General features: G+C 35.9%; 21 protein-coding genes, 1 tRNA gene and 1 pseudogene. 15 read left to right on the top strand and 8 right to left on the bottom strand.

From position 1 onward, the window contains the following. Window positions 1-111: 111 nt before the first annotated feature. Window positions 112-1,446, top strand: a complete 1,335-nt coding sequence (locus JFT89_RS07775; protein ID WP_201039729.1) for a CoA-disulfide reductase — start codon at window positions 112-114, stop codon at window positions 1,444-1,446. Window positions 1,447-1,603: 157 nt separating this feature from the next. Next, window positions 1,604-2,014, top strand: a complete 411-nt coding sequence (locus JFT89_RS07770) for a DUF3908 family protein (protein ID WP_002064315.1) — start codon at window positions 1,604-1,606, stop codon at window positions 2,012-2,014. A 30-nt stretch (window positions 2,015-2,044) separates the two neighbouring features. On the opposite strand, the gene JFT89_RS07765 is transcribed toward JFT89_RS07770, so the two are convergent. From JFT89_RS07765 to odhA, 6 genes are all read right to left on the bottom strand, one after another. Then, window positions 2,045-2,635: a class I SAM-dependent methyltransferase gene (locus JFT89_RS07765; protein WP_201039728.1), complete on the bottom strand. Its 591-nt coding sequence runs from the start codon at window positions 2,633-2,635 to the stop codon at window positions 2,045-2,047. 92 nt (window positions 2,636-2,727) lie between these two features. Then, window positions 2,728-4,290 (bottom strand): SagB family peptide dehydrogenase, encoded by a 1,563-nt coding sequence (locus JFT89_RS07760; RefSeq protein WP_201039727.1) that lies wholly within the window; start codon window positions 4,288-4,290, stop codon window positions 2,728-2,730. 22 nt (window positions 4,291-4,312) lie between these two features. After that, window positions 4,313-6,262, bottom strand: a complete 1,950-nt coding sequence (locus tag JFT89_RS07755) for a TOMM precursor leader peptide-binding protein (RefSeq protein ID WP_201039726.1) — start codon at window positions 6,260-6,262, stop codon at window positions 4,313-4,315. Beyond that, on the bottom strand, window positions 6,259-8,178 hold the full coding sequence (locus JFT89_RS07750; protein ID WP_033706551.1) for a putative thiazole-containing bacteriocin maturation protein: 1,920 nt from the start codon (window positions 8,176-8,178) through the stop codon (window positions 6,259-6,261). The genes JFT89_RS07755 and JFT89_RS07750 overlap by 4 nt, the downstream gene beginning before the upstream one ends. A 125-nt stretch (window positions 8,179-8,303) precedes the next feature. After that, window positions 8,304-9,560 carry a 2-oxoglutarate dehydrogenase complex dihydrolipoyllysine-residue succinyltransferase gene (gene odhB / locus JFT89_RS07745; protein ID WP_002064320.1) on the bottom strand — a complete coding sequence of 419 codons (1,257 nt, stop codon included), beginning with the start codon at window positions 9,558-9,560 and terminating at the stop codon, window positions 8,304-8,306. A 129-nt stretch (window positions 9,561-9,689) separates the two neighbouring features. After that, window positions 9,690-12,557 carry a 2-oxoglutarate dehydrogenase E1 component gene (gene odhA / locus JFT89_RS07740; RefSeq protein WP_201039725.1) on the bottom strand — a complete coding sequence of 956 codons (2,868 nt, stop codon included), beginning with the start codon at window positions 12,555-12,557 and terminating at the stop codon, window positions 9,690-9,692. Between the two features lie 826 nt (window positions 12,558-13,383). Between odhA and JFT89_RS07735 the strand changes: the two genes are divergently transcribed. The 7 genes and pseudogenes from JFT89_RS07735 to JFT89_RS07705 all read left to right on the top strand — a co-directional run bounded on the left by JFT89_RS07735 (window position 13,384) and on the right by JFT89_RS07705 (window position 17,262). Then, window positions 13,384-13,599, top strand: a complete 216-nt coding sequence (locus JFT89_RS07735; protein WP_201039724.1) for a helix-turn-helix transcriptional regulator — start codon at window positions 13,384-13,386, stop codon at window positions 13,597-13,599. After that, complete coding sequence (locus JFT89_RS07730) at window positions 13,596-13,973, top strand: permease (RefSeq protein WP_201039723.1); 378 nt, start codon at window positions 13,596-13,598, stop codon at window positions 13,971-13,973. Before JFT89_RS07735 ends, JFT89_RS07730 begins: the two co-directional genes overlap by 4 nt. A gap of 28 nt (window positions 13,974-14,001) precedes the next feature. Next, on the top strand, window positions 14,002-14,184 hold the full coding sequence (locus JFT89_RS07725; protein WP_002011459.1) for a DUF3976 domain-containing protein: 183 nt from the start codon (window positions 14,002-14,004) through the stop codon (window positions 14,182-14,184). A 136-nt stretch (window positions 14,185-14,320) separates the two neighbouring features. Then, a pseudogene (locus JFT89_RS07720) lies at window positions 14,321-14,674 on the top strand (hypothetical protein). Window positions 14,675-14,937: 263 nt separating this feature from the next. Then, a complete protein-coding gene (locus tag JFT89_RS07715; RefSeq protein WP_043313409.1) occupies window positions 14,938-15,096 on the top strand; it encodes an SDR family oxidoreductase in 159 nt (52 codons plus the stop codon). 32 nt (window positions 15,097-15,128) lie between these two features. Further along, window positions 15,129-16,028 carry an ABC transporter ATP-binding protein gene (locus tag JFT89_RS07710; RefSeq protein ID WP_201039722.1) on the top strand — a complete coding sequence of 300 codons (900 nt, stop codon included), beginning with the start codon at window positions 15,129-15,131 and terminating at the stop codon, window positions 16,026-16,028. Next, window positions 16,021-17,262, top strand: coding sequence for an ABC transporter permease (locus tag JFT89_RS07705; RefSeq protein ID WP_201039721.1), 1,242 nt, complete (start codon window positions 16,021-16,023; stop codon window positions 17,260-17,262). Before JFT89_RS07710 ends, JFT89_RS07705 begins: the two co-directional genes overlap by 8 nt. Before the next feature lie 648 nt (window positions 17,263-17,910). Here the strand turns inward: JFT89_RS07705 and JFT89_RS07700 are convergent. Then, a tRNA-Val gene (locus JFT89_RS07700) sits at window positions 17,911-17,983 on the bottom strand. 188 nt (window positions 17,984-18,171) lie between these two features. Continuing rightward, window positions 18,172-18,396, bottom strand: a complete 225-nt coding sequence (locus JFT89_RS07695) for a hypothetical protein (protein WP_201039720.1) — start codon at window positions 18,394-18,396, stop codon at window positions 18,172-18,174. Window positions 18,397-18,678: 282 nt separating this feature from the next. Between JFT89_RS07695 and JFT89_RS07690 the strand changes: the two genes are divergently transcribed. From JFT89_RS07690 to calY, 6 genes are all read left to right on the top strand, one after another. Then, window positions 18,679-18,906: a hypothetical protein gene (locus tag JFT89_RS07690; RefSeq protein ID WP_002064332.1), complete on the top strand. Its 228-nt coding sequence runs from the start codon at window positions 18,679-18,681 to the stop codon at window positions 18,904-18,906. Window positions 18,907-19,061: 155 nt separating this feature from the next. After that, window positions 19,062-20,348 (top strand): D-alanyl-D-alanine carboxypeptidase family protein, encoded by a 1,287-nt coding sequence (locus JFT89_RS07685; RefSeq protein WP_201039719.1) that lies wholly within the window; start codon window positions 19,062-19,064, stop codon window positions 20,346-20,348. A 197-nt stretch (window positions 20,349-20,545) separates the two neighbouring features. After that, window positions 20,546-21,115, top strand: coding sequence for a signal peptidase I SipW (gene sipW / locus JFT89_RS07680; RefSeq protein WP_002064334.1), 570 nt, complete (start codon window positions 20,546-20,548; stop codon window positions 21,113-21,115). Between the two features lie 61 nt (window positions 21,116-21,176). After that, window positions 21,177-21,764 carry a CalY family protein gene (locus tag JFT89_RS07675; protein WP_002064335.1) on the top strand — a complete coding sequence of 196 codons (588 nt, stop codon included), beginning with the start codon at window positions 21,177-21,179 and terminating at the stop codon, window positions 21,762-21,764. Window positions 21,765-21,911: 147 nt separating this feature from the next. Continuing rightward, window positions 21,912-22,757: a DUF4047 domain-containing protein gene (locus JFT89_RS07670; RefSeq protein WP_201039718.1), complete on the top strand. Its 846-nt coding sequence runs from the start codon at window positions 21,912-21,914 to the stop codon at window positions 22,755-22,757. Window positions 22,758-23,144: 387 nt separating this feature from the next. Further along, window positions 23,145-23,738, top strand: coding sequence for a biofilm matrix protein CalY (gene calY, locus JFT89_RS07665; protein WP_201039717.1), 594 nt, complete (start codon window positions 23,145-23,147; stop codon window positions 23,736-23,738). Window positions 23,739-23,785 lie beyond the last annotated feature (47 nt).

Genomic DNA, 23,785 nt, shown 5'->3' with positions numbered 1-23,785 from the left:
CTTGTGCACCAAATTTGTAGATGAAATTCTCTTTCTTTACAATGGAAGTAGGTGTTATTTTTATAAAATATGGAAATCGTAAAGAGTATGTAAAAAAGAAGGAGTGGTAAAGTGAACTATGTCATTATTGGCGGGGATGCCGCTGGTATGAGTGCAGCAATGCAAATTGTTAGAAACGATGAAACTGCAAATGTTGTAACGTTAGAAAAAGGTGAAATCTATTCATACGCTCAGTGCGGATTACCGTATGTGATTAGTGGTGTTATCGCCTCTACTGAAAAGTTAATTGCACGCGATGTAAAAACGTTTCGTGATAAATATGGGATTGATGCAAAAGTGCGTCATGAAGTAACGAAAGTAGATACGGAAAAGAAAATTGTGTATGCAGAGCATACGAAGACAAAAGATGTATTTGAATTTTCATATGACCGTTTATTAATTGCGACTGGTGTACGCCCTGTTATGCCGGATTGGGAAGGTAAAGAGTTACAAGGTGTTCATCTTTTAAAAACAATTCCGGATGCTGAGCGTATAGTAGACACGCTACAAACAAATAGCGTTGAGCACGTAACGATTATTGGCGGCGGTGCAATTGGTCTAGAGATGGCAGAAACATTTGTAGAACTAGGAAAGAAAGTAAGAATGATTGAGCGAAACGATCATATTGGCACAATTTATGATGCCGATATGGCGGAATATATACATAAAGAAGCAGACAAACATAATATTGAAATTTTAACAAATGAGAATGTAAAAGCGTTTAAAGGAAAAGAAAGAGTGGAACAAATTGAAACAGATAAAGGGACGTATAAAACAGATCTCGTTTTAGTATCTGTCGGTGTACAGCCAAATACTGATTTTCTTGAAGGAACAAATATACGTAAAACTCATAAAGGTGCAATTGAAGTAAATGCTTATATGCAAACAAATGTGAAAGACGTATACGCGGCCGGAGACTGTGCAACACATTACCATGTTATAAAGGAAATTCATGATCACATCCCGCTCGGAACGACTGCGAATAAACAAGGGCGACTTGCCGGACTCAATATGGTTGATAAACGAAGAGCATTTAAAGGTACGTTAGGCACAGGCATTATTAAATTTATGAATCTGACGCTTGCAAGAACAGGCTTAAATGAAAAAGAAGCGAAAGGGCTAAACATCCCGTATAAGACGGTCAAAGTAGATTCAACCAATATGGCAGGCTATTACCCGAGTGCTTCGCCACTTCACTTGAAATTACTATATCACGCCGATACGAAACAATTATTAGGCGGACAAGTAATTGGAGAAGAAGGTGTAGATAAACGTATTGATGTTATCGCAATGGCACTTTTCAATAAAATGAGTATTCACGATTTAGAAGATGTCGACTTAAGTTACGCACCACCATATAACAGCGTTTGGGATCCAATTCAACAAGCAGCAAGGCGAGCGGAATAGCACTTTTTAAGTGCTATTTTTTTGTAAAAGGGGAATAAATAAAGTTTCACTTTATTTCGAATATACCGTTCACCCTTGAAAACATAGTACGTTTCGCTTATATTGTCATATAGTATTTATTTTTTAATAAAGCAATGAACGAATCAGGGGGCACAGTATGGCAATTAACATGAACACAATCGAAGAATGGATTGCTGAATCAAATGCAAGAAACGAAGAAGACTTAGGAAACGTTGTTGAAGAGATGAAAGAAGTATGTGTCGGACTTGATAACGCGACATTAATTTATACGAAAAATGTATTTTGTTTCGGTAAGAAAGTAGAAGTATTGTTCTTCTTCCAAGACCATGTCGTGATCGGACAAGAAAAAGAAGAATATATTGAAATTGAAAAATTGAAGTATGAAGCCATTACAAATAGTAACTTAAAAACAAATGACAAAAATACAACGTTAGAACTTAAGTTTTCTAACGGGAAAGCTATTAATTTAGATAGTCTAAATGATAACTACGGTACGAAAAACTGGTTATTTGCAAGACAAATTAAGAGTGTTTTTAAAGTAATCTAGTAAAAAGCAGACCCCTAATGGTCTGCTTTTTTACTTATTTCCTATTAAACAAAGGCACCCTCTTTCTTCGTAACATTTCACACTTGTAAATCCCGTCTTATAAAAAAGGTTTACTAATTCTTCGGTCGTCTTAAATTTATCCATATGATATTGGATTTTGAAAGTTTCAGCGACTAGTAAAAAGGATCCATTCGGTTTTAAGACGCGAAATACTTCTTTCATATCATTCGCAACATCAGGCCAAAAGTAGTGGGTTTGAAAAGCGGTAATGAGATCAAAGAAGTCCGGATGATATGGAATAGAGGAGACGCTTGCTTGATGAATAATTACTTTCGCTGCATTGACATCCTTCATATTTGCTTTCTTTGAGTTTTCAACAGCTTGATTGGAGTAGTCGATCCCGTATGTTTTCCCAAGCGGAGTTCGTTTTGAAAGAGTCTGTATGGTTTTACCACCCCCACAACCAATATCTAAAATAACTGCATTTTCACGTATATGTATTTTTTGTAAAGCCCAATTTGTTAGTCTCGTATGCGCAGCATTCATAATGCAAAGCATAGAGGAACCAATTGTCCCGCGAGGATTTTTCGCTTGCTCGATTAATCTTTTTAAAATACTCAATTCAAACTCTCCTTTTATATAAGAATATGTATTTATTTCGCTTTTAATAATCTAACTCCTTCAAAAAAAGCACGCCATTAATCGGCGTGCTTCTAATTATGCAAGGACCCTTTTAGCCAATTACGCGCTCGATACGCCCCAACAGGAATTTGAATAAGTGACGTTTCTTTTCCAGCATCAATCCCGTACAATTGATCACATGAATTTGTATCAAAACTTAGTAACGGATGCCCACCCATTCCCATCGCAGTCGCTGCAAAAACGAGTTTATGAACGAGCATGCCAGCTTCCATTTGATGAATTCGATATCCTCTATAACCTAATTTGTTTTTATAGTAATCTTTATTTCCGATTACATGTAGACAAAGTGGTGCTTGAAAAAGATTTACGTTATCCACCGTCATACTGGACTGAAGAGAATAACGAAGGTCTCCATGCTGTATTGGCTGTATGGAATGTGTCCTACTGTTATAAGCGTAAGCACCGTTTTCTATGTCTTTTACGTTATAAAAACATCCATATAATGAGACCCGTGCGTTTTCATTTACATACTTGCCATCAAGATCGTTGTAATAAGGGAAAGAGAGGCTCGCTTCTTGTAGTAGAGTAGCGAGCTCGGCTGCATCCCATTTCGTTAAAATGAAGTCAGAATCAGGTGAATATCGTTTTTTACAAAGATGTAAGAAATCATACGATAAACGCTCTGCTTGCGGTAGCTGCACAGTATGTGAACTATATTGATAATTTTCTGCATGTGTTAATGTTTGAAAGTATTCGGTGGATTCAATCATAGATGCCGTGTTTATTTTTTTTATCATCGGATAGTCATCTACATGTTTTGAACGAACGAAATGCTCATGTGTTAACGGCGGGATTTGTTGCAACAAGTCATGAGAAGTAACTGTTTTATTTTCACGATGATTGTTGTGAAACCAATCTGCACTTGGTTCTGTACTTAAAGGAAGAACAGCATACACACTTTCTTCACCTTCTGACAGTCCAAGTAAATGATTAATTGCCCGGTCTAGAAACTGAAAATACACACCATTTGTATAACCGAATTGTTTTGCGCATTCAAGCAATTGCCCGATTAGAACACCACTATCTAATCCTTGCAGACGATACGAAAAGTTATTGTATTTAAAGAAGTTTTTCCAAAACATAGTGGATACAAATGCAGCACCAAAACAAGAATGTATGTTGCAACGATTGCCGAGTGCTTCTGTAAGATAAGAATCAAAATTTCCTTCGCGAAGTAAGATAAGACGGTGATGCGCGGCGTCGTAATGGTAAATGCCGTCTGGATAATGATCAATTTTTAAATACATATATAATTCATTTGGATATAAAGCACCCCCAGAAGGGATGAATCTTCGAAATAGAGTCGTTGTTTTATTATTTTCTAGGTTAGTAGTAGGCTGACATAATTGTGTTAAACCAAATGAGTACCAAAGATAATGACCGATTTCCTCTAAGTTAGGTTTAGTAGAAGAATTTCGCAAAGTTAATGGGATTTCTAAAGAGAGAGGGATGACTGGTAAATTTCGATATAATTTATAAGGAAGTGGTGCGTCTTCCCAATCAGTCTCTTTATCGGACGACATAATTTCATTAATAGAAAAATGGAGATGATGTAAAAAAGTATCCAGTTGCATCAAAATTCCCCCTCGCTATGAATTATGGAAACGGATGCGGGTGTGGATTTAAACATTCATTCGTTAAAGGCTCAGCCCTATATCCAAGTGTCATCGGTACGGTATACACTCTATCCAGTCCTGTAACCCGAGTGAGATGGTGGCCAAACGTCATCGGTAACATGCCTGGAATAATGACTTTTACACAATGTAAGCCGTTCTTTTCTATAAGGGGGACCGTTTGATCTACAACAATTACTTCAAGTCCAGATTGATGTAACCTGTTTAAAAGTTGATGAAGATCAGATGTTAAATCCATATCAAATGATTGTAATGCATTCATTTCTTGGAACGTTTGCACCGGAGCATCTTCACGTAAAAGGAAGTGAAGACGTTCTTCCGCTTCTTTCAATCCGTACAGCATACTATGATCTTCCATGTTATTAACGAGATAAGGATCTTGTAAGCAGTTTTCATAATGCTCTCTTTTTTGCGTGAGCTCATCGTCTGTTATAAGTAACATGCCTGCTATTTCGTGAATTGCACTCTTTAGAGCTCGGATTGGGTCTAAATGAGAGCCTCCTGCACAAACAACGTTCATTCCATTTTCACGCGTATTTTTTGCAATGACCCATAGGCCCGGGATACCATGTTCCATCGTCGCATTAAAAGCATGTAATTCATACCCGGTAATCGTGCGTAACCGCTGGATCATTAGTTGTAATTCCGTATCATTTGCTGAACTAAGATCAAGGCGGGGAAGAGGTAATTCGGCATACCAAGTGAGCAAAAAGGCGTCACGCTCTACAATTTCTAAAATGCCGTGAAAAATTGCCTCTTCTAAACTACCACCAATCGCACATCCATTTGATGTTTCATATACGAAAGCATCTCGTTGACCAAGGCTATAATAAGCGATTGATTCTGGAACTAAAAGTGGCTTGCTTTGTGATAAAGAGTATCCCCATACCCAGTTTTGCTCATAATCAGGATCAAACGGCTTAAATGGAAAACTATCACGATTGTAATGTTCATTTGTATGCACACCGAGTGTGAGGGGGTTCAGTGCAATATGCTCTAGCTCATGAAAACTACCATGCACATTTGGCTTTTTCCCACGAGGCGACATACCGCAATATCGTTCTAATCCTTCTAAAATAGCGGTTGCTTCACTAAGTGCGAATGAATGAGTTCGGCCCGCGACACCTTCATTTCCGAACAGTAATGGCATGTTTATAATGACATCAGCAAACGGTAATAAAGAATGTTGCATTTGGCCGTTTAAAATACCAGTCCGGTAATCTAAATAGTCTCTCGTTAAAAATGTGTTTAGCTCATGAATGGAACGACAGCGATACGTTTCAGTACTCGTTTTCAAACTTGGTTGTAAAGAAATTTGTGCTGCATCTGCTGTATCGTCAGACAAATTGCTGCATACCGGACAGAGAGGGTCTGGAAGAAACGAATGCCGGGTACATTGTAACGTTTGTAAGTCCAGTAAAATGAGTTCATTGTCTATAGAAGAATGTTTGTTAGTTAATATCTTCTCTGTTTCAGCATGAATGAGCTGGCACATTTGTAACATTCCATTTTGGGTGGCGCGTACATCGCGCCTCGTCACGTTCTCTGCTTTTAATGCATATTTTCGTTGTAGTTCCCACATTTCTTTTTGATCAAAGCCAGCTATAAACCGGCGTCCATCAGCGCAGTGGGAACATCCAGTTGTAAAAGGCTTCACGAAAGGACCGATAACACCTTCACCAAACGAAGTAAACGCGCGAAGCCACGGAATATTATTTGAGCGAAAGATAAGCTCAGCATCATGATGTACGGAAGAAGGAGACCCGTCATGTAAGACGAGAGCAAGATGAATGTTTTCAGGGAGAGCTTCTGTAATTGTATGCTGGCGGATGAGGGAATATTGCTTACACAATTGCTCATGTACATATTCTGTGAGTAGGCCATCTCCTATAAGTAATATGTTTTGAGTCATTGGCCATCCTCCTTTGCAATTAATACCCCATATACACCGTCTAAGTTGTCTCTTAAAAATGACTCAATAGCTAAATCAAAAACGAATGGATAAAAATTGTTTTCCGCTAAATTTTGCAAAGCAACTTGTAAAGACTGTACGCCTGGAATTTCTTCCTCTTCTTGTATTGCTACTCTAACAGAATCCGTACTATATAAAACGATGGATGATTCTGGTAACATATTAGCTTTATAAGGAATCTCTTCATTTTGAATATGAAGGAGTGCTTGTTGCAGAGCATTTCTTAACGCGAGTGTTATATTAATATTTGCCGCACCATACCATCTATCATTTATACCGATCCAAACGACAGGAAAACCAAGTAACTCCTCACTCATTCCTACTTTAGGTATTTCATGAATTGTAGAGAGAGCATCGTAGTAAAACCTGCAATGTTTATCATAAATTTCGGTTAAATCAAGCTCTGTAATCTCCTCTAGCATATGTGATTGGCGTTCATATAACTTATTATTTAAATGTTTTTGTAGTGCTCGGTATACACCTTCTGTCATCGTTTCCCCAGCACCAATACCGATATCAGTATGTTCGGGGATAAGACGATGAATCATTTCAGCTACATATATTTCAACGCCTGTTAAACCAGCTTCACGGCGTGCTTCATTATGAGTTAATCCACCGCAAGCTATAGTAGGAAGAGGAGAGGTAGGTCCGTCTGATAATGGATTTGCAACTTGAATATAGCACTGTGATAAAGGTAATTGGTGTAAATCTTGTTCATCCCACATGTGGAATATGCCAGCTTCTTTAGAAGTTAACGTATCAAAAAAACGAAAAAGTTCAGTTGAAGTATATTGTCCGGAACGATGGGCAAGGTTTTCTTGAAGATTTTGCACCGTATCAATTGTAAAGATTTCATCGGTTGCGAGAAGATGTTTTATGAAAGGGTGCCACTTTCCTTCAAGTGTTTCCAAGTTTAATAAAAAGAATTGAGGATTATGCTGCCTGTGTGAATCTTCAGCGACATGTTTAAATAACTCAAAAACGATAATATTTGCTAACATTGCAGATGTAATTGGTGAGAAAGGTTCAGATGGATTTTCACTTTGTAAAGTAGTTTCGTGTAGACGATGCCAAGCTGATTCCCAGCATTCTTCACGGTCTGCAGTTACGACAGGTCCAGCTAAACCAATTCTTGATAAGCAAATAGCTGGTATGAAATTTTTCTTAAACTCTCTACAAATAGTATGGATTGCTCTTAAACTTTCAATATCTCCATTTTGGGAAACGTATAAAATCCAGTCGAAAGGCTCGAATACTTCATGTAAAGGAAGATCAATTGTAATATCTATTTCTTGAATAAGTACATTGTTATCATTTGCATATGCACGTTCGCTTAGTTCATGAATTCGATCGTAGTTTGTTTCAGCACGATCTGTAACAAGATAATGAAATGTAGGTAAACCAGATTCTAATAAAGACGAAACTAGTGAAGTAAGCATATCGCCAGAACCAATTATAAGCACATTTGCTGCGCGGTACGTTTCGAATTTTAACGCGCCTGAATGGGAATCAGCTTCTAAAAACTCAATTTGCGAAGCATACCTGTCGAGTAATGCACTGTTTAATTCGTGGGGAGCATCTTGGCTTACATCACGAACGAAACCATTTTCATATAAAATCTCTCCAATTTCAAATACACGATTTTGATAGGGGAGAGGGAGACCATCGGTTATTTCTGTCAAAGAATGATTACCGTTAAACATAGGCATTAATTTCTCAATCCAGTCATAAATTCCATCACCATCCATACGGAATGAACTGGAGTTATTTCGAAAGTAAACACCCCCGTTTGAATCGGGGAGGAAGAAAGTATCCTTATTTGCTTTAAGTTTTGCATGAACTGGAAGGTTATTCATGTTTATCCCCCTTACGTTTTAGGCATACATTATTAGTCTATGTAGTGTGATTTGTCCCGTATGAACATAATGAAAAAAGGCTGTAGAATGATTCATTCTACAGCCTTTAATAGATTAATAATCTATCAACCTTCTAATAATAATGATTTTGGATCTTCAAGCATATCTTTAACAGCAACAAGGAAGCTAACTGCTTCTTTACCATCAACAATACGGTGATCGTAAGATAGTGCAAGGTACATCATTGGACGGTTTTCCATACGCTCGTTATCGATCGCAACTGGACGTACTTGGATTTTATGCATCCCTAGAATACCTACTTGTGGACTATTTAGGATTGGTGTCGACATTAGAGAACCGAACACGCCACCGTTTGTAATCGTAAATGTACCACCTTGTAGCTCTTTTAATGAAAGTTTATTATCGCGTGCTTTCAGACCTAAATTACGAATCTCGCTTTCAATTTCAGCGAAGTTCAATTGGTTAGCATCGCGTACAACTGGAACAACTAATCCATCTGGAGCTGCTACTGCAATACCGATATCATAGAATTTTTTAATGATAAGCTCGTCGCCTTGAATTTCAGCATTTAATAATGGGAACTGTTTTAATGCTGCAACAACTGCTTTTGTGAAGAATGACATAAAGCCAAGACGTACATCATGTTTTTTCTCGAAAGCATCTTTGCGTTCTTTACGTAATTCCATGATTGCACTCATATCAACTTCGTTAAATGTAGTTAACATTGCAGATGTTTGTTGAACTTCTACAAGACGTTTTGCAATTGTTTGACGGCGGCGGGACATTTTCACACGCTCAACTGGTTTTTCGAATTCAGTTTTTGCAACTGGAGCCGGACTTTGTTTTGGAGCAGCTGGTGCTTCTTTTGGCGCTGCAGCGTGAGCTTGTACGTCATGTGGTCTCACACGTCCAAGTGGATCTGTGCTACGTACTTCGTTTAAATCGATTCCTAATTCACGAGCCATTTTGCGAGCAGCTGGTGATGCGATAGGACGATTTGTATTTGGTAAACCTTGCAACGCTTTATTTTGTTCAGCACTTGGAGCTGCTGCTTTCGGTGCTTCAGTAGTTTCTTGTTTTGGTTGCTCAGCCAATGGAGCTGGTGTACTTACTGCAACTGCTGCGCCGTTTGCATCTAAAATTGCGATAGTAGCGCCAACTTCAACTGTATCTCCAGGTTCGCCTAGTAACTTCGATACAATACCTGAATCCTCTGCAATGATTTCTACATTGACTTTGTCAGTCTCAAGCTCAACAACGCTGCCACCTTTCTCAACTTTGTCGCCTACGTTGATAAGCCATTGTGAAATAGTTCCTTCTGAAATAGATTCTGCAAGCTCAGGTACTTTAATTTCGATCATTTTAAATGTCCTCCCCTTATTTGCCTAACGGTGTGTTTTATCTTCTTTAATCTTTGGTAATCTCCATTTGTTAGCCTGGCTGTGGCAGACTATCTGCCACAGCCAAGCCTGAAAAACTCATTGTTACTTTCAGTTGCTGAAAACTTCAATTTCTTGTTTATCTTGACGGAAGTTGTACTTCACATCTAAAGCGTGTGCAACGATTAATTCTTGCTCAGCTTTGTGAGCGAATGGATCGCCACCAGATGGGCTAGAACGATCCGGGCGTCCAATGTAACCTGTTTTCACGTTATCCCCAGCTAGTTCGAACAGAATTGGAGCCATGTAATGCCATGCGCCCATATTACGAGGTTCTTCTTGAACCCAAATGATTTCTTCTAAGTTTTTAAAGCGTTTAATAATAGATTGAACTTTTTCAGCAGGGAATGGGTACAACTGCTCGATACGAACCATATGAACTTCATCTAGGCTGTACTCATGCTTACCACTTTCGATTTCTGCTGCTAAGTCAATTGCCATTTTACCTGTACTTAAAACAAGACGTTTTACTTTGTTTGGTTTCGCACCAAGGTTTCCTTGTTCTAAAGCAGGTTGGAAACGCCCTTCACTTAACTCACTACCTGTAGAAAGTGTAAGTGGGTGACGTAATAAGCTTTTCGGCGTCATAATTACTAATGGTCGAACCGCTTCTGTTCCTAAGATAGATGCTTGACGGCGCAAGATATGGAAGTATTGTGCTGCGCTCGTTAAGTTTGCAACTGTCCAGTTGTTCTCAGCAGCTAATTGTAAGAAACGCTCTGGACGTGCACTAGAGTGCTCTGGCCCTTGACCTTCATAACCGTGTGGTAATAGAAGAACTAAACCAGATTTTTGACCCCATTTTGCTCTTCCTGCTGAAACATATTGATCAAATAATGCTTGCGCAGTATTTGAGAAGTCACCGTATTGAGCTTCCCACATAACAAGAGTTTCTGGAGCAAATACGTTGTAACCATATTCGTAACCAACAACAGCAGCTTCTGATAACGGACTGTTATGAACAGAGAATGATGCGTTAATGTTCGGTAAACGGTGTAATGGTGAATATGTTTCGTTTGTATCAGTATCGTGTAATACGATATGACGGTGCGCGAATGTACCACGCTGTGAATCTTGACCAGTTAAACGAATTGGCGTACCTTCTTGCAAAATAGAAGCGAATGCTAACGATTCAGCAAGTGCCCATTCAATTTTACCGTTCTCTTCAAGAGCATCTTTACGGCGCTCAAGAATTTTCTTCACTTTTGGATATACGTTAAAGCCTTCAGGCCAAGATAATAGTCCTTCGTTAATTGCACGAAGTGATTCAATTGAAACACCAGTGTCAATCGGCTGGATTCCTTTTGCAACAACTTCTGGAACTTTAACGTGAATTGTTGCAGCACTCGTATCAGCTGGTGGCACTTGTGCGTATTCAGCCTTTAATTCTTCTTGTATAAACTGAGTAATTGTTTCAACCTCATCTGCATTCAGAACGCCAGCAGATTGTAATTGATCTGCATAAATTGCTCTTACAGTTGGGTGATTTTTAATTTTTTTGTACACTTGTGGTTGCGTAACTGCTGGATCATCCATTTCGTTATGACCATATCGGCGGTAACCGATTAAATCGATTAAGAAGTCCTTTTTGAACAGCGTACGATATTGGATCGCAAGGTTTGCAGCAGCAAGACAAGCTTCCGGATCATCAGCATTCACGTGAACAATCGGAATATCGAAACCTTTTGCAAGGTCGCTTGAATATTTAGTAGAACGAGAATCATAGCTATCAGTCGTAAAGCCGACTGCATTATTTGCGATAACATGAATAGTTCCGCCAGTTTGGTATGCATTCAATCTACTTAAGTTGAGTGTCTCAGACACAACACCTTGACCAGGGAATGCAGCATCACCATGAACTAAAATTACGAATGATTTTGTAGTATCTTGTTCTGGAAGACCAGATTTTTTACGATTCTCTTGAGCTGCGCGTGCGAAACCTTCAACAACAGGGTTAACGAACTCAAGATGACTCGGATTATTTGCTAATGTAACACGAGTGCTAACCTCTTCATTACCAACGACTTGTTCTCTACCTAAATGGTATTTCACATCGCCAGTCCAGCCAGCATTTGCCACTGCACCTTCTATTTTTGCATGTTTGAATTCTGCAAACATGTGATTATATGGCTTTTCTAATACGTGAGCGAGTACGCTTAGACGACCACGGTGAGCCATACCAATCATGACATCTTCTACGCCGCCTTTAGCACCTTCAGAAACAATTTCATCTAGTACAGGTACAAGCATATCAACGCCCTCTATTGAGAAACGTTTTTGACCAACGAATGTTTTATGCAAGAATTGCTCGAAACCTTCAACAGCAGTTAAACGTTTTAAAAGAGCAGTTCGTTTTTTATTTGATAATGGTTGACGCAATGAATTTGATTCCACCATTTGATGCAACCACGCGCGTTCTTCACTATCTTGTATATGTGAGAATTCATAAGCTAAAGATTTTGTATAAACGTCTTTTAATCTATGAATTACATCAAGTGCAGTGTGAATACCCTCTGGTGCATCTTGCCATACTGTTTTTGCTGGAATCGCTTTCAAGTCAGCATCGCTCAGTTCGTTCATTGTTTTCTCGATAAGAGATTGTCCGTTTGCAACATCTTCCATCGGATTAATGTGAGCCAATGTATGCCCGAAAGAACGAATCTGTTCAACAAGTTGAACGACTTTAAGAATCTTTTCAATGTTCCCTGTGTTTTGAGGAGAAAAATGTGTTGCTGTGTTGTCCCCTGTTACGACATCCTCTTGAAACGAAGGAGCTCCAAAAATTTCAAAAAGCTCTTGTAATTCCGGATCAACAGAACCTGCTCCAGTTACGTAAAGATCATACTGTTCAATAACATAACCAAGGTTCGGACCATGGAACTTGGCCCAAGGGTTTGTCGTTGTATTCTTCCTCGTCATTTGTTTAAACCTCCCAATGCATATAATCCTTTTTCCATACAAAAAGGTGCATTTTGCTCTTTTCAATAATTGATGAACCAATAATCAATGTAAATGTTTTTCTTTACTCTTATGTTATTACAATAATTTACATAATACCAAACACTATTACTTATCTGTTTTGTAAAAAAACATTCACAATAACTTATCACCCAAGTTAATCTTTCATGTTATAAAGTAATTTCACGGGAAAATGGGGTGGATATATTTGGTATACCTACATTAATAACTATAATTGTTGCATTTAAATATAAGTATAACTATCAGAATGTTTCGATAAAACTTAGTTCGAATTATGTATATTGGAATAATAAGCGCTTTCATTGATATTATACAACAATATAACGGAATATAGTATAAAAAATAAAAAATTATGAATTTACCATAAACTTTATCTCGATAGTGTTAAATATCGAAAGGAAAATGAAGGATTTCTACAAAAAAAGTGGCTATACATAAAAAATGCTTCATAAACCGTTAGTTTCTATAAATATGGCGAAAAACAACGTAAAAATAATAGCGCACATCACCCAATAAAGAGAAGAATGAAATATTTTAAAAGGATAAAACAAATATGGAGATATTAAATTTTCACAAAAGCGGGGAGGAAATATAGTAACGGCTATATACATTGTTCCATGTTTCATTTCAAAATAGACGTGCTGAATTTGAAAAAATTTCTTCTATATAAATAGAATGCAAAATAATTCAAAAGAATGTAAAGGAACCTTGACGTAAAGTTCCCTTTACATATATACTCGATATAAGGGAGGAGGGAGAAATTTCCTTGGAAAATAAAATGGTCGAATACCGAAAAAAACTTGGACTATCTCAAGAAAAATTGGCTGAGAAACTTGGAGTTTCCAGACAAACCATTATCTCGATTGAAAAGGGGAAATATGATCCATCACTTCCGTTAGCATTTGAAATAGCGAAAACATTTCAGACAACGATAGAACATGTATTTATTCATGAAGGAAAAGAAGAGGGGGAGAAAGGATGAATTATTCACAAAAGTACTTTGTAATTATGGGAATTATTTTTCTGTTTATGAGTGGATTTATGGTACTAACGGGCGTAATGACACATTCCGCACCGCCGGCTATAACTTATCCATTGCTTGCAATGATGATTATGAGTTTCTGCTTAAGTTATTTACACCCACAATTTAAAGAAAAAGACGAGCGGATGAAACTCATTCGTTATAAAGGAATGTTCGTGACCTTTTTTGCATTAACAGCGTATTACCTTCTTTTCTCTATCGGCTTAAACTTAAAAATACTTACACTATCTGCTACTGAACTATTGAACATACTAATGGCACTCACGATGAGTACAGTTTTTATATCGTTTGTTGTTTTATCGAAAAGATATTAAGATGTAAAAGAGAAAGGAAGATTAACATATGCAAATGATGTATGCTTTTGGCATGGGGCTTGTATTATTTTTAGCGGTATTCTTATTTATTCGTAAAGACGTTCAAGGCGGAACGTTAACGAAAAGAGGATTTTATAAAATGATTGGCTGTTTAGTTGTTATGTTTATAGCGATTATCGTAATGATCGTTTTAATTAATAAAACATTATAGAACTTAAAAACGGAACCTTACTTTATAGTAAGGTTTTTCTATTTGAAATTAATACTAAAAAATACCATAAAAACTATTTAGTGACTATATTTCCTATTATATAATCCAATGAAATGATAGGTAAGGAGAATAGTATATGAACAAAAAAGCTATCTTCTTTTTATTAACATGTCTACTACTTATAGCTAGTATTACTTATATAATATGTAAAAAATGAGAACACGTTCCACCTATATTAGTATAGGAGGGGCATGAATACTACGTTACGAATGAACCTGCCAAAGCAGAAGAAGCCGGGCAAAAACTTGGAGAAGTGACGAAGAAAATTGAAACAATCAAAGAGCCTACTAAAGATAGCGAATCCAACATATTACAAGAAAAAACAGAAGTATTTGAAATGATTTTAGAAGAAGCGGATGAAAGGCCGCCTATACTCGTAAAAGAACCTAAGAGTGAAGAATGTAGAGTAGTAAGGCCGATGTTAAAGTAAGTACTATAATAATGAAGAAACAAATTTTTAATAGAGAGTAGTGAGCGTTATGAGATGGAAAGCAGGAACTTTTGAAAAAATAGAAACGAATGATTTATCTATTGAGCAGCTTAAATGTGCCTATAGGTTGTTTTAAAGTACATAACGAAAATTTTTTCAAAGAAATACCTTATAAAAATATTAAAATATGCAAAATTGCATATTGGTTATTCTAAATCTTATGCTAACCTTATAATGAAAAATATAACATTTGTTGGTAATGAATGATTTTTGAAGGAAATAAGTTGTTGAAAAAAATACCATATAGGGAGATTGTTAGAAGTTCAGATGTTACAAACGTCATCTTATTTTCAATGTCTGATAAAAGCGATGCCATTAGGGGCCAAAATATTGTTGTTGACTATGGATATACAATTGTATAAATAAATCATCTTGGGAATTAAGGGTGTGGATAATGAGTTTACTAATTAAAGATTTAATAAAGAAATTTGACGAACATGTTGCAGTGAATAATTTGAATATCGAGATACCAAAAGGTGAAATATTTGGATTCTTGGGCGGAAATGGGGCAGGTAAAACGACTACATTTCGAATGATACTTGGGCTTTTATCAAAAACAAGCGGAACTATTTCATGGAATGGTAAACCTATAAATTATGATGTTACGGATAAGATTGGGTATTTACCAGAAGAACGTGGGCTTTATGCGAAAATGACTGTCAAAGAACAAGTTAACTTTTTTGCAAAACTAAAGAACATGAAAAGTAAAGATGCAGAAAGAGAACTTCACTATTGGCTGGAGCGTTTTAATATAACTGAGAATCTGAACAAAAAAGTAGGAGAACTTTCAAAAGGGAATCAGCAAAAAATTCAGCTGATAACAGCGATTATACATAAGCCTGAACTCTTAATTTTAGATGAACCATTTAGTGGTTTAGACCCAGTAAATGTTGAAATGTTAAAAGAAGCCGTTCTTGATATGCAAAAACAAGGGTCGTCCATTCTTTTTAGTTCACATCGTATGGAACATGTGGAAGAGTTATGTCAACACATTTGTATCATGCACAAAGGAGTACCTGTTGTTCAGGGAGACATTGCAAAAATTAAAAGTGATTTTGGTAAAAAGAATGTTGTAATCGTTGGCGATCATGACTTTGACCATTTGAAAGAAATAAAAGGTGTAGAAAGTATGAAGAAACGTAAGAATGCAGTTACTCTTAAAATTTCATATGAAGAAGTTTCGCATGTTTTATTTAAAGAAATAACGAAGTTAGGGTATGTTAAAAAGTTTGCAGTAGAAGAGCCTACATTAAATGATATCTTTATCGCGAAAGTAGGTGCGCAACATGAGTAGTTTCTGGACAATTTTTTTACAAAACTATAGATCTAAGGTGAAATCAAAATCATATTTTGCTATTACAATAATAATTTCTATGTTAATTATAGGATTGATAAATTTTGACAAGATTTATAACTATTTTGCAGGTAACGAGGACGATCAAGTTGTTGTTGTTACAGAAAAAGAAGAATTATATACAACTATTAATCAAGTGTTTAAAAATGTCGATAGTAAGATACATGTTAAGCGTAGTACGGATAAACCAAAAGCAGAATCAGGTGTTAAAAATGGTGATTATACATATGCAATCGTTGTAGAGGAATTGGATAATAAACAACTAAAGGCTACGTATATAACTGAGACAGATGTAAATCAGCAAGATGTTAGCAAGGTTCAAACTATTTTATCTCAAATACAATCTTCTAATTTCGCTCAGCAATTGAATCTATCGCAAGATGAATTAAAGGTGTTAACAACGCCAGTAGAAATACAAACCAAAACTGTTTCAGATAAGGTTAAAGATGGAGAACATACAGAGGGTGTAGGAATTTTAATTAATACCTTTATCATGCTAAATTATGTAATGATATTAATGTATGCTGCACAATTAGCTACAGATGTTGCAACAGAAAAATCTTCTCGTGTAATGGAGTTAGTTGTTTCAAGTATTTCGCCTACAAAACATTTATATGCGAAGCTCTTCTCAACATTGTTGGCAGGTATTACACAAATAATAATTTGGGGCTTGGTCGCAACTGTAGGGTATAAAACAGCAATTAATGAATCGAAAAATGATATTTTAAATAGTATTGATTTAAATTCTGTTGCTCCTACTCTAGTGTTTTATGGGATTCTATTCTTCACATTAGGATTCTTATTATATGGCTCATTATCTTGTCTACTCGGCTCTGTTATTAGTCGTATAGAGGAATCTTCTCAAGCTGTTATGCCGCTGACATTTATGTTAATTGCTGCTTTGTATATCGCACTTTATGGAATGTCAAATCCAAGCAGCACGGTTGTTACCATTACTAGCTATATACCTTTCTTTACTCCTATTGTTATGCTCGTACGAATTGGATTCCTCAATATCCCAGTATGGGAGATTGCGCTTGCATTAGCGATTCTATTAGCGACAATATGTATGATGATTGGTTTAACGAGTCGTGTTTACCGCGGTGGCGTATTATTATATGGTAAGGGTGCATTCAGTAATATAAAAAAGGCAATCAAGTTAGGGAAAAAATAAGATTGGCCTATTCATATTTAAAAAGACTACATAGTTAATCTATGTAGTTCTTTGTTGTTACAAAATATATATAAATAAATATAAAAATTATTGTATTAGGCTATTTTTCAAAGAAAACTTTAAAAAGCTCCCAAGAAGAGAGTGAAGAATTGAGTTCTGGCGAACAACGCAGAGTGATGATTGATATAATTTATGTCTTTCTCAAGAATTGAGGAAAAGAAGTAGGGGAAAATGGTAGAAATATAATATTAGCGATTGATGAACCGGAAGTCTCACAGAATCTTACGCAATGTTTCAATCGAGATGAATATAAGTTGAAAGAAAAGGATATATTTACTGGTTTTTAAGATATGTATAATATTACAAGTTTAGAATCGCACTTTGCTATATCACGGTGAACGATATTACAAATAGCAGTAAATCAAATAAAATAAAGCTAGCTTAGATTGAATTTTTTTGTCTACAATATTGACTCAAATCTAATAAGAGATTTAAAATCATAAGTTTATTTTCATATGAAAAATTAATCGTTAACCAAAAGAGAGCTATTGATCAAATCTTGAACAGTATATAAAAAATTTATTCTTAAAAAAGTATATTGATTTGCTACATAAAGAAAACCCCTTGACTATCAAGGGGTTTTTCATATGATCCCGACTGGTCTCGAACCAGCGACCTCCACCCTGTCAAGGTGGCGCTCTCCCTGCTGAGCTACGGGATCTTCAAAAATGCGTATGTAACAGCATTTTTAATCTTTATGCTAAAGTAATTATATATAATTAACTGAAATTTTACAATATTTTATATTAATGTTTTGATGGGAAAATAGTTGGAATCACGCTAGTAGTGTATTAAGGAATATATAAGTAGAGAATTTAATGAAAAGTGAGTTCGAATAAACCGGTTATATTATGATTTCCGATACCAATCCAAAGGACCTTTATCGCTTAAATCAACTAGAAAAGGGAATAAGAAGTGTAAAGGTAAGCTTATAAGTTCTGGCATAGCGTTCAATGTTTTCTTTGATAGATATTGTCTTCCGAAACAATACGGACAATCTTTTTCAAATGTCACGAGTATCGACCATACATCTTTTACTTTCCACTTCGTTTTACAATATGTACAACGCGCCATGGAGTTCCTCCTCATTTTAAGGTGTTTTCTAATATATTCTATTTGATCGTACTAAAGTCAAGTGTAGTTGTGTGATAGAATATAAGTTGGTTTGTTTTTTTATATGGATGTATTCCGTAATTTATGACTAAATGAATGTAGTGTGAGGGTTATATAATAAGAGATTTTCATTTTTAATATGCAAATTGACCAATATATCCTTTTTACAATTTTTAAGAAATCATGTATAAAAGAAGTACAAGATATTTATAAATATTCAGGAGTAGAGGGAGAATTATTGTAATGGTAAGAAAAACGTTTAAGATGCGTGTGTCTAGAAATAGAACGATTTCGATTGATGGTTCGATTCTTGATGTGGATGTGACGCATGATGAGTTTTTACAAGAGTTCGTTGAGTGGGTCGATTCTAAAGGTTGGTCGTTTATGGGTATGACGGATGAGATTACAGCTGAGGAAGCTGGGCAAAAGTTAATAGATTCGTTGATTGATGAGAAGGATAAGAAAGAGTAATTCCTTCTTATTTTTTGTTGTATATTTATGTTCCTCATCGTAAAAGTGTGATATAGTAAAAAATAGTGAATATTCTTCCAATTTAATACAAATTACATATGGATTGGTAGAGTTATTTTATAGAATGTGAAAGTAAAGTGAAAAGGGAGAGTCATATGGTAAATTTTAAGAAAATTTCGGTTTTTGTTATGGTTATTTGTTTATTTTTTTTGACACCTATGACGTTATATGCTGAGACGAATATTGGAGTAAATCCGGAGCAAGTGGCACCTCCACCTGCGGAAGGGCCGAATGTTTTTAGTCAGTTTGCGACTACGATTGATGCGAAAACAGGGGATATGTTGTACGACAAAAATGCACAACATCGTGCGTTCCCTGCTAGTATGACGAAAGTGTTAACGGCGATTTTATTGATGGAGCATACGAAGCCAGAGGATCAATTTACGTTTTCACAATTAGCATTAGATCAAGAGAAGAGTAATTATCAAATTGAGTTTCAACCTGGTGAGACTATTAATAGAAATACTGCACTTATGATTTTAATGGTGCTGAGTGCGAATGATGTATCCTATGCGATTGCGGAGCATATTGGAGGAAGTGTTGAAAATTTCGCCAATATGATGAATGAAAGGGCGAAGCAATTAGGGGCTAAAGATAGTCATTTTGTAACGCCAAATGGATTGCATGATCCAAATCATTATACGACGCCATATGATATGGCGATGATTACGAGAGGTGTGCAAAAGTATCCTGAAATTTTACAAGCGATGAATACGAAAAGAACGACGGTTACGACATCTACGCAAACAGTTTCTATTTTTAATAAGTCTACTTATTTTGAAAATCCATATAGCATTGGTGGTAAGACAGGATTTACGAATGAAGCGCGCAATACGCTCGTTTTATTAAATGAGAAGGATGGAAATCGTATTATAAATGTAGTAATGGCTTCTCAAAGACCTGAAATTTATGAAGATTTGAAGCAGATGACGGAATATTCTTTCGGGCAATTTACGAAGCAAACTGTACTAGATAAACATAGTTGGCATCAAAAGACAACGTATTTAAATAAAGATGTTGATTCTGAGCTCGAAAACAGTGCTGAGCTTATGTTAAAGAAGGATGAAGGGAAAAATGTAAAAACGGCTTTTCGGGTTAATTCAGTGGATAAAGAAGCTTTGTACCAAAAAGGAATTCATCGCGGTGAAGTAGTTGGTGCGGTAGATATTATAAAAAACAATCAAACGATTGCGACTATAAATGTTCTTTCGAAAGAAGATGTTACTTTTGCGATGCATAAAAAAGATACAGTTGCACCTGAAGTAAAGGAATCGAATGTGAAAGTGATAAGTGTTGGAATAGGTGCGATTGTATTATTTGGAGCGATTTTATATGTAGTGCTGCGCCGAAATAACCAAGGGATGAAATCAGAAGAAAAATAAATTGCTAGTAGACCGTGATGAGATTTTGTCACGGTCTTTTTTGCATGCATTTCAAAAGTAATTTAACTAATAATTGTAAATTTTCTTATTGCATTTCCGTATCGTTCGTTATATTATTTACTTGTGTTCTTGTTAAAGAACGGAAATGAATATTGCATACTTCAAATAATATAAAACAACGGAGAGGGAGAGAGACGATGAAATTAATTTGGAAGGTGATTAGCAACGTTATCTCATTTGTTTTATTTGCGGTAATGGTTTGTTTAGCTTTTGTAGTTATTTCTTCAAAAGCGAGTGGTGGTGATCCAACAGTGATGGGATATCAATTTAAGAGCGTTCTTTCAGGATCGATGGAACCAACATTTTTAACAGGATCAATCATTGCGATAGAGCCAACGAAAGATGGTTCTAAATATAAAAAAGGTGATGTTATTACGTTTAAAGAGAAAGATGACAAAATTATCACTCACCGTATTATCGGTGTGAAAGATACAAATGGAAAAGTAATGTATGAAACAAAAGGGGATAACAACAACGGACCAGATTTAGCACCAGTACTTGCAGAGAATGTAATTGGAAAGTATGCAGATATTACAGTTCCATACGTTGGTTATGGACTGAATTATGCGAGTTCAAAAGCGGGAGCAGCATTACTTCTTATTATTCCAGGAGTCTTTTTACTTGGTTATTCCGCGATTTCTATTTTTGGCGCTATTCGTAGCATCGACGGAGAAAAGAAAGATAAAAAAGTAGAACAATCCGTATAGTTAGTTTGGTTATATCTTCCTATTAGGAAGTTGACAAATATATATTATGGGGGATTTGGACATGACTTTAAAGAAAAAATTAGGAATGGGTATCGCATCAGCAGTACTAGGAGCAGCATTAGTTGGTGGAGGAACATTTGCATTCTTTAGCGATAAAGAAGTGTCAAACAATACATTTGCGGCTGGTACACTGGATTTAGCGGCAAACCCATCGACAGTTGTTGATGTATCGAATTTAAAGCCTGGCGATACAATTAAAAGAGATTTTAAACTAGAAAATAAAGGCTCTTTAGACATTAAAAAAGTTTTACTAAAAACAGATTACAAAGTAAGCGATGCGAAGGGCGACAATAAAGATGATTTTGGTAAACATATTAAAGTAACATTCTTAAAGAATGTAGATAAGCATGAAACAATTGTAAAAGAAACAACGCTAGATAAATTGAAGGGTGACACACTTACAGCGGTAGACAATGATTTATCTGCTTGGTTCTGGGATGAAAAAGGTATTTCTGCAGGTAAGTCAGATAAATTTACAGTGAAATTCGAGTTTGTTGATAATAAAAAAGACCAAAATGAATTCCAAGGCGATAAACTAAATTTAACTTGGACGTTTGATGCACAACAAACAGATGGTACAGAAAGATAATATAATGTAAAAGGGGCTATCACCTTGATAGCCCCTTTTACAGTTAAATAGCGTGGATTGGAATGTATTTTCTAGGATATGGCTATCATTTTGTACAGGTCTTTATTATAATGAAAGTAACGTTCTGTATAAAGAACACATTGTTCGATGGGAGAGATTAAGATGCTGAAAACACCTCGCAAATTAAAAAGGATGCTTATATTGCCGTGTATGTGCTCTATTACGTTTTATTTAGGCTCTCAAGTGATGACGTATACAGAAGCTTCATTTATTCACGAAACGAAAGTAGAAGCCACTCTTTCTACAGCGATTATATTTCCGAAAACAGTTGATACGTTAAAAGAGCAAGCTGAGCAACATAAACAGCTTATTGGACATGAGTATGGAGAAATGAAAGCGAAATTGAAAGTTACTTCTATTGAAGAAATAGAACAAGCAATTGTTGTATGGCAGCAAGGACGTGAGAAAATTACTTCTGAGAAGGAAGCTTTACAAAATGTATATACTGCAATAGAAACTCCTTATAATCAAATACAAGAAGAATTAAAGGGAAATAAAGATGAGTCGATTCAGCAAGTAGCTTTATATGTGAATGAAGGCTTTCGCAGTATAAAAGAGAAGCGCGATTATATTGAGAAAGAAGTTAGCTTGCAAGCTATTGATGAACAGATCCAGGCTCTCCAGCAACAATTAAATGTTGCAATTGAAGCGGAAGAACAGAAGAAAGTAGAAGAACAGAAGAAAGCAGAAGAACAGAAGAAAGCAGAAGAACAGAAAGCAGAAGAACAAAAGAAAGTAGAAGAACAGAAGAAGATAGAAGAACAGAAGAAAGCAGAAGAACAGAAGAAGATAGAAGAACAGAAGAAAGTAGAAGAACAGAAGAAGATAGAAGAACAAAAGAAGATAGAAGAACAAAAGAAGATAGAAGAACAAAAGAAAGCAGAAGAGAAAAAGAAGGTAGAAGAACAGAAACAAACAGAAACAGCTAAGTAGCCTGAGCAAGTGATTTAATGAGAATGCTACTTCAACTAACCAATAATATTGTGGCTAGCACGACTTAGAGATCGTCATGAAAGAGAATAATGTATATAGGTGTGAGGGAGTATTTATCCTCGCACTTATTGTCTTGCTCTCGTGTGCTTCTAATAGAAAATGTGTTGGAACGAGCTGAAAAAACTGAAAAATCAAAACAATATTGAGAAATAAAAATAATTGAAAATACTAAAAAAATATTGTTGTATTTATATAGGTTTGTTCGTTATAATGAACTTAAGGTTTTAAAAAAAGAACAAATATTAGCTAAGCTAATATAGTTTTAGTTACACCTCTTATTTTGAAATAAGAGATAAAAATACAAAAAACAGCTAGGGGGAATTGATTGTGAGTCTGAAAAAGAAATTAGGTATGGGAGTTGCATCAGCAGCATTGGGGTTATCTTTAATTGGTGGAGGAACATTTGCATTCTTTAGTGATAAAGAAGTATCGAACAATACATTTGCAGCTGGGACGTTAGATCTTACATTAAACCCTAAAACGCTTGTAGATATTAAAGATTTAAAACCAGGGGATTCTGTTAAGAAAGAGTTCTTATTAAAGAACAGTGGTACGTTAGCAATTAAAGACGTTAAATTAGCGACAAAGTATACTGTTAAAGATGCAAAAGGCGATAATGCTGGTGAAGACTTCGGTAAGCATATTAAAGTGAAATTCCTTTGGAACTGGGATAAGCAAAGTGAGCCTGTATATGAGACAACTTTAGCAGAGCTACAAACAAAAGATCCAGATCTTTTAGCTAAAGACATCTTTGCTCCTGAGTGGGGAGAAAAGGGCGGATTAGAGGCTGGCACAGAGGATTACCTATGGGTACAGTTTGAATTCGTAGATAATGAAAAAGATCAAAATATCTTCCAAGGCGATTCATTGAATTTAGAGTGGACATTCAATGCTAACCAAACAGCTGGAGAAGAAAAATAATAAATCAAAAAAGCGGGGATTCCCCCGCTTTTTTTTATAAAGAAAAA

The organism is Bacillus sp. TH25 (assembly GCF_016650935.1).
GTDB lineage: Bacteria > Bacillota > Bacilli > Bacillales > Bacillaceae_G > Bacillus_A > Bacillus_A mycoides.
Note: the sequence above shows the minus strand (reverse complement) of the source record. Positions and strands in the feature narration are given on the sequence as shown.

Bases quoted from the DNA above. Each gene is read 5' to 3' on its own strand.
- JFT89_RS07760 (WP_201039727.1), bottom strand. From the start codon at position 4,290: ATGCAACTGGATACTTTTTTACATCATCTCCATTTTTCTATTAATGAA.
- JFT89_RS07730 (WP_201039723.1), top strand. From the start codon at position 13,596: ATGAATTATTCACAAAAGTACTTTGTAATTATGGGAATTATTTTTCTG.
- JFT89_RS07670 (WP_201039718.1), top strand. From the start codon at position 21,912: ATGGGAGAGATTAAGATGCTGAAAACACCTCGCAAATTAAAAAGGATG.
- odhB (WP_002064320.1), bottom strand. From the start codon at position 9,560: ATGATCGAAATTAAAGTACCTGAGCTTGCAGAATCTATTTCAGAAGGA.
- JFT89_RS07750 (WP_033706551.1), bottom strand. From the start codon at position 8,178: ATGAATAACCTTCCAGTTCATGCAAAACTTAAAGCAAATAAGGATACT.
- odhA (WP_201039725.1), bottom strand. From the start codon at position 12,557: ATGACGAGGAAGAATACAACGACAAACCCTTGGGCCAAGTTCCATGGT.
- JFT89_RS07755 (WP_201039726.1), bottom strand. From the start codon at position 6,262: ATGACTCAAAACATATTACTTATAGGAGATGGCCTACTCACAGAATAT.
- JFT89_RS07770 (WP_002064315.1), top strand. From the start codon at position 1,604: ATGGCAATTAACATGAACACAATCGAAGAATGGATTGCTGAATCAAAT.
- JFT89_RS07715 (WP_043313409.1), top strand. From the start codon at position 14,938: ATGATTTTTGAAGGAAATAAGTTGTTGAAAAAAATACCATATAGGGAG.
- JFT89_RS07725 (WP_002011459.1), top strand. From the start codon at position 14,002: ATGCAAATGATGTATGCTTTTGGCATGGGGCTTGTATTATTTTTAGCG.
- JFT89_RS07690 (WP_002064332.1), top strand. From the start codon at position 18,679: ATGGTAAGAAAAACGTTTAAGATGCGTGTGTCTAGAAATAGAACGATT.
- JFT89_RS07710 (WP_201039722.1), top strand. From the start codon at position 15,129: ATGAGTTTACTAATTAAAGATTTAATAAAGAAATTTGACGAACATGTT.
- JFT89_RS07675 (WP_002064335.1), top strand. From the start codon at position 21,177: ATGACTTTAAAGAAAAAATTAGGAATGGGTATCGCATCAGCAGTACTA.
- sipW (WP_002064334.1), top strand. From the start codon at position 20,546: ATGAAATTAATTTGGAAGGTGATTAGCAACGTTATCTCATTTGTTTTA.
- JFT89_RS07695 (WP_201039720.1), bottom strand. From the start codon at position 18,396: ATGGCGCGTTGTACATATTGTAAAACGAAGTGGAAAGTAAAAGATGTA.
- JFT89_RS07685 (WP_201039719.1), top strand. From the start codon at position 19,062: ATGGTAAATTTTAAGAAAATTTCGGTTTTTGTTATGGTTATTTGTTTA.
- JFT89_RS07705 (WP_201039721.1), top strand. From the start codon at position 16,021: ATGAGTAGTTTCTGGACAATTTTTTTACAAAACTATAGATCTAAGGTG.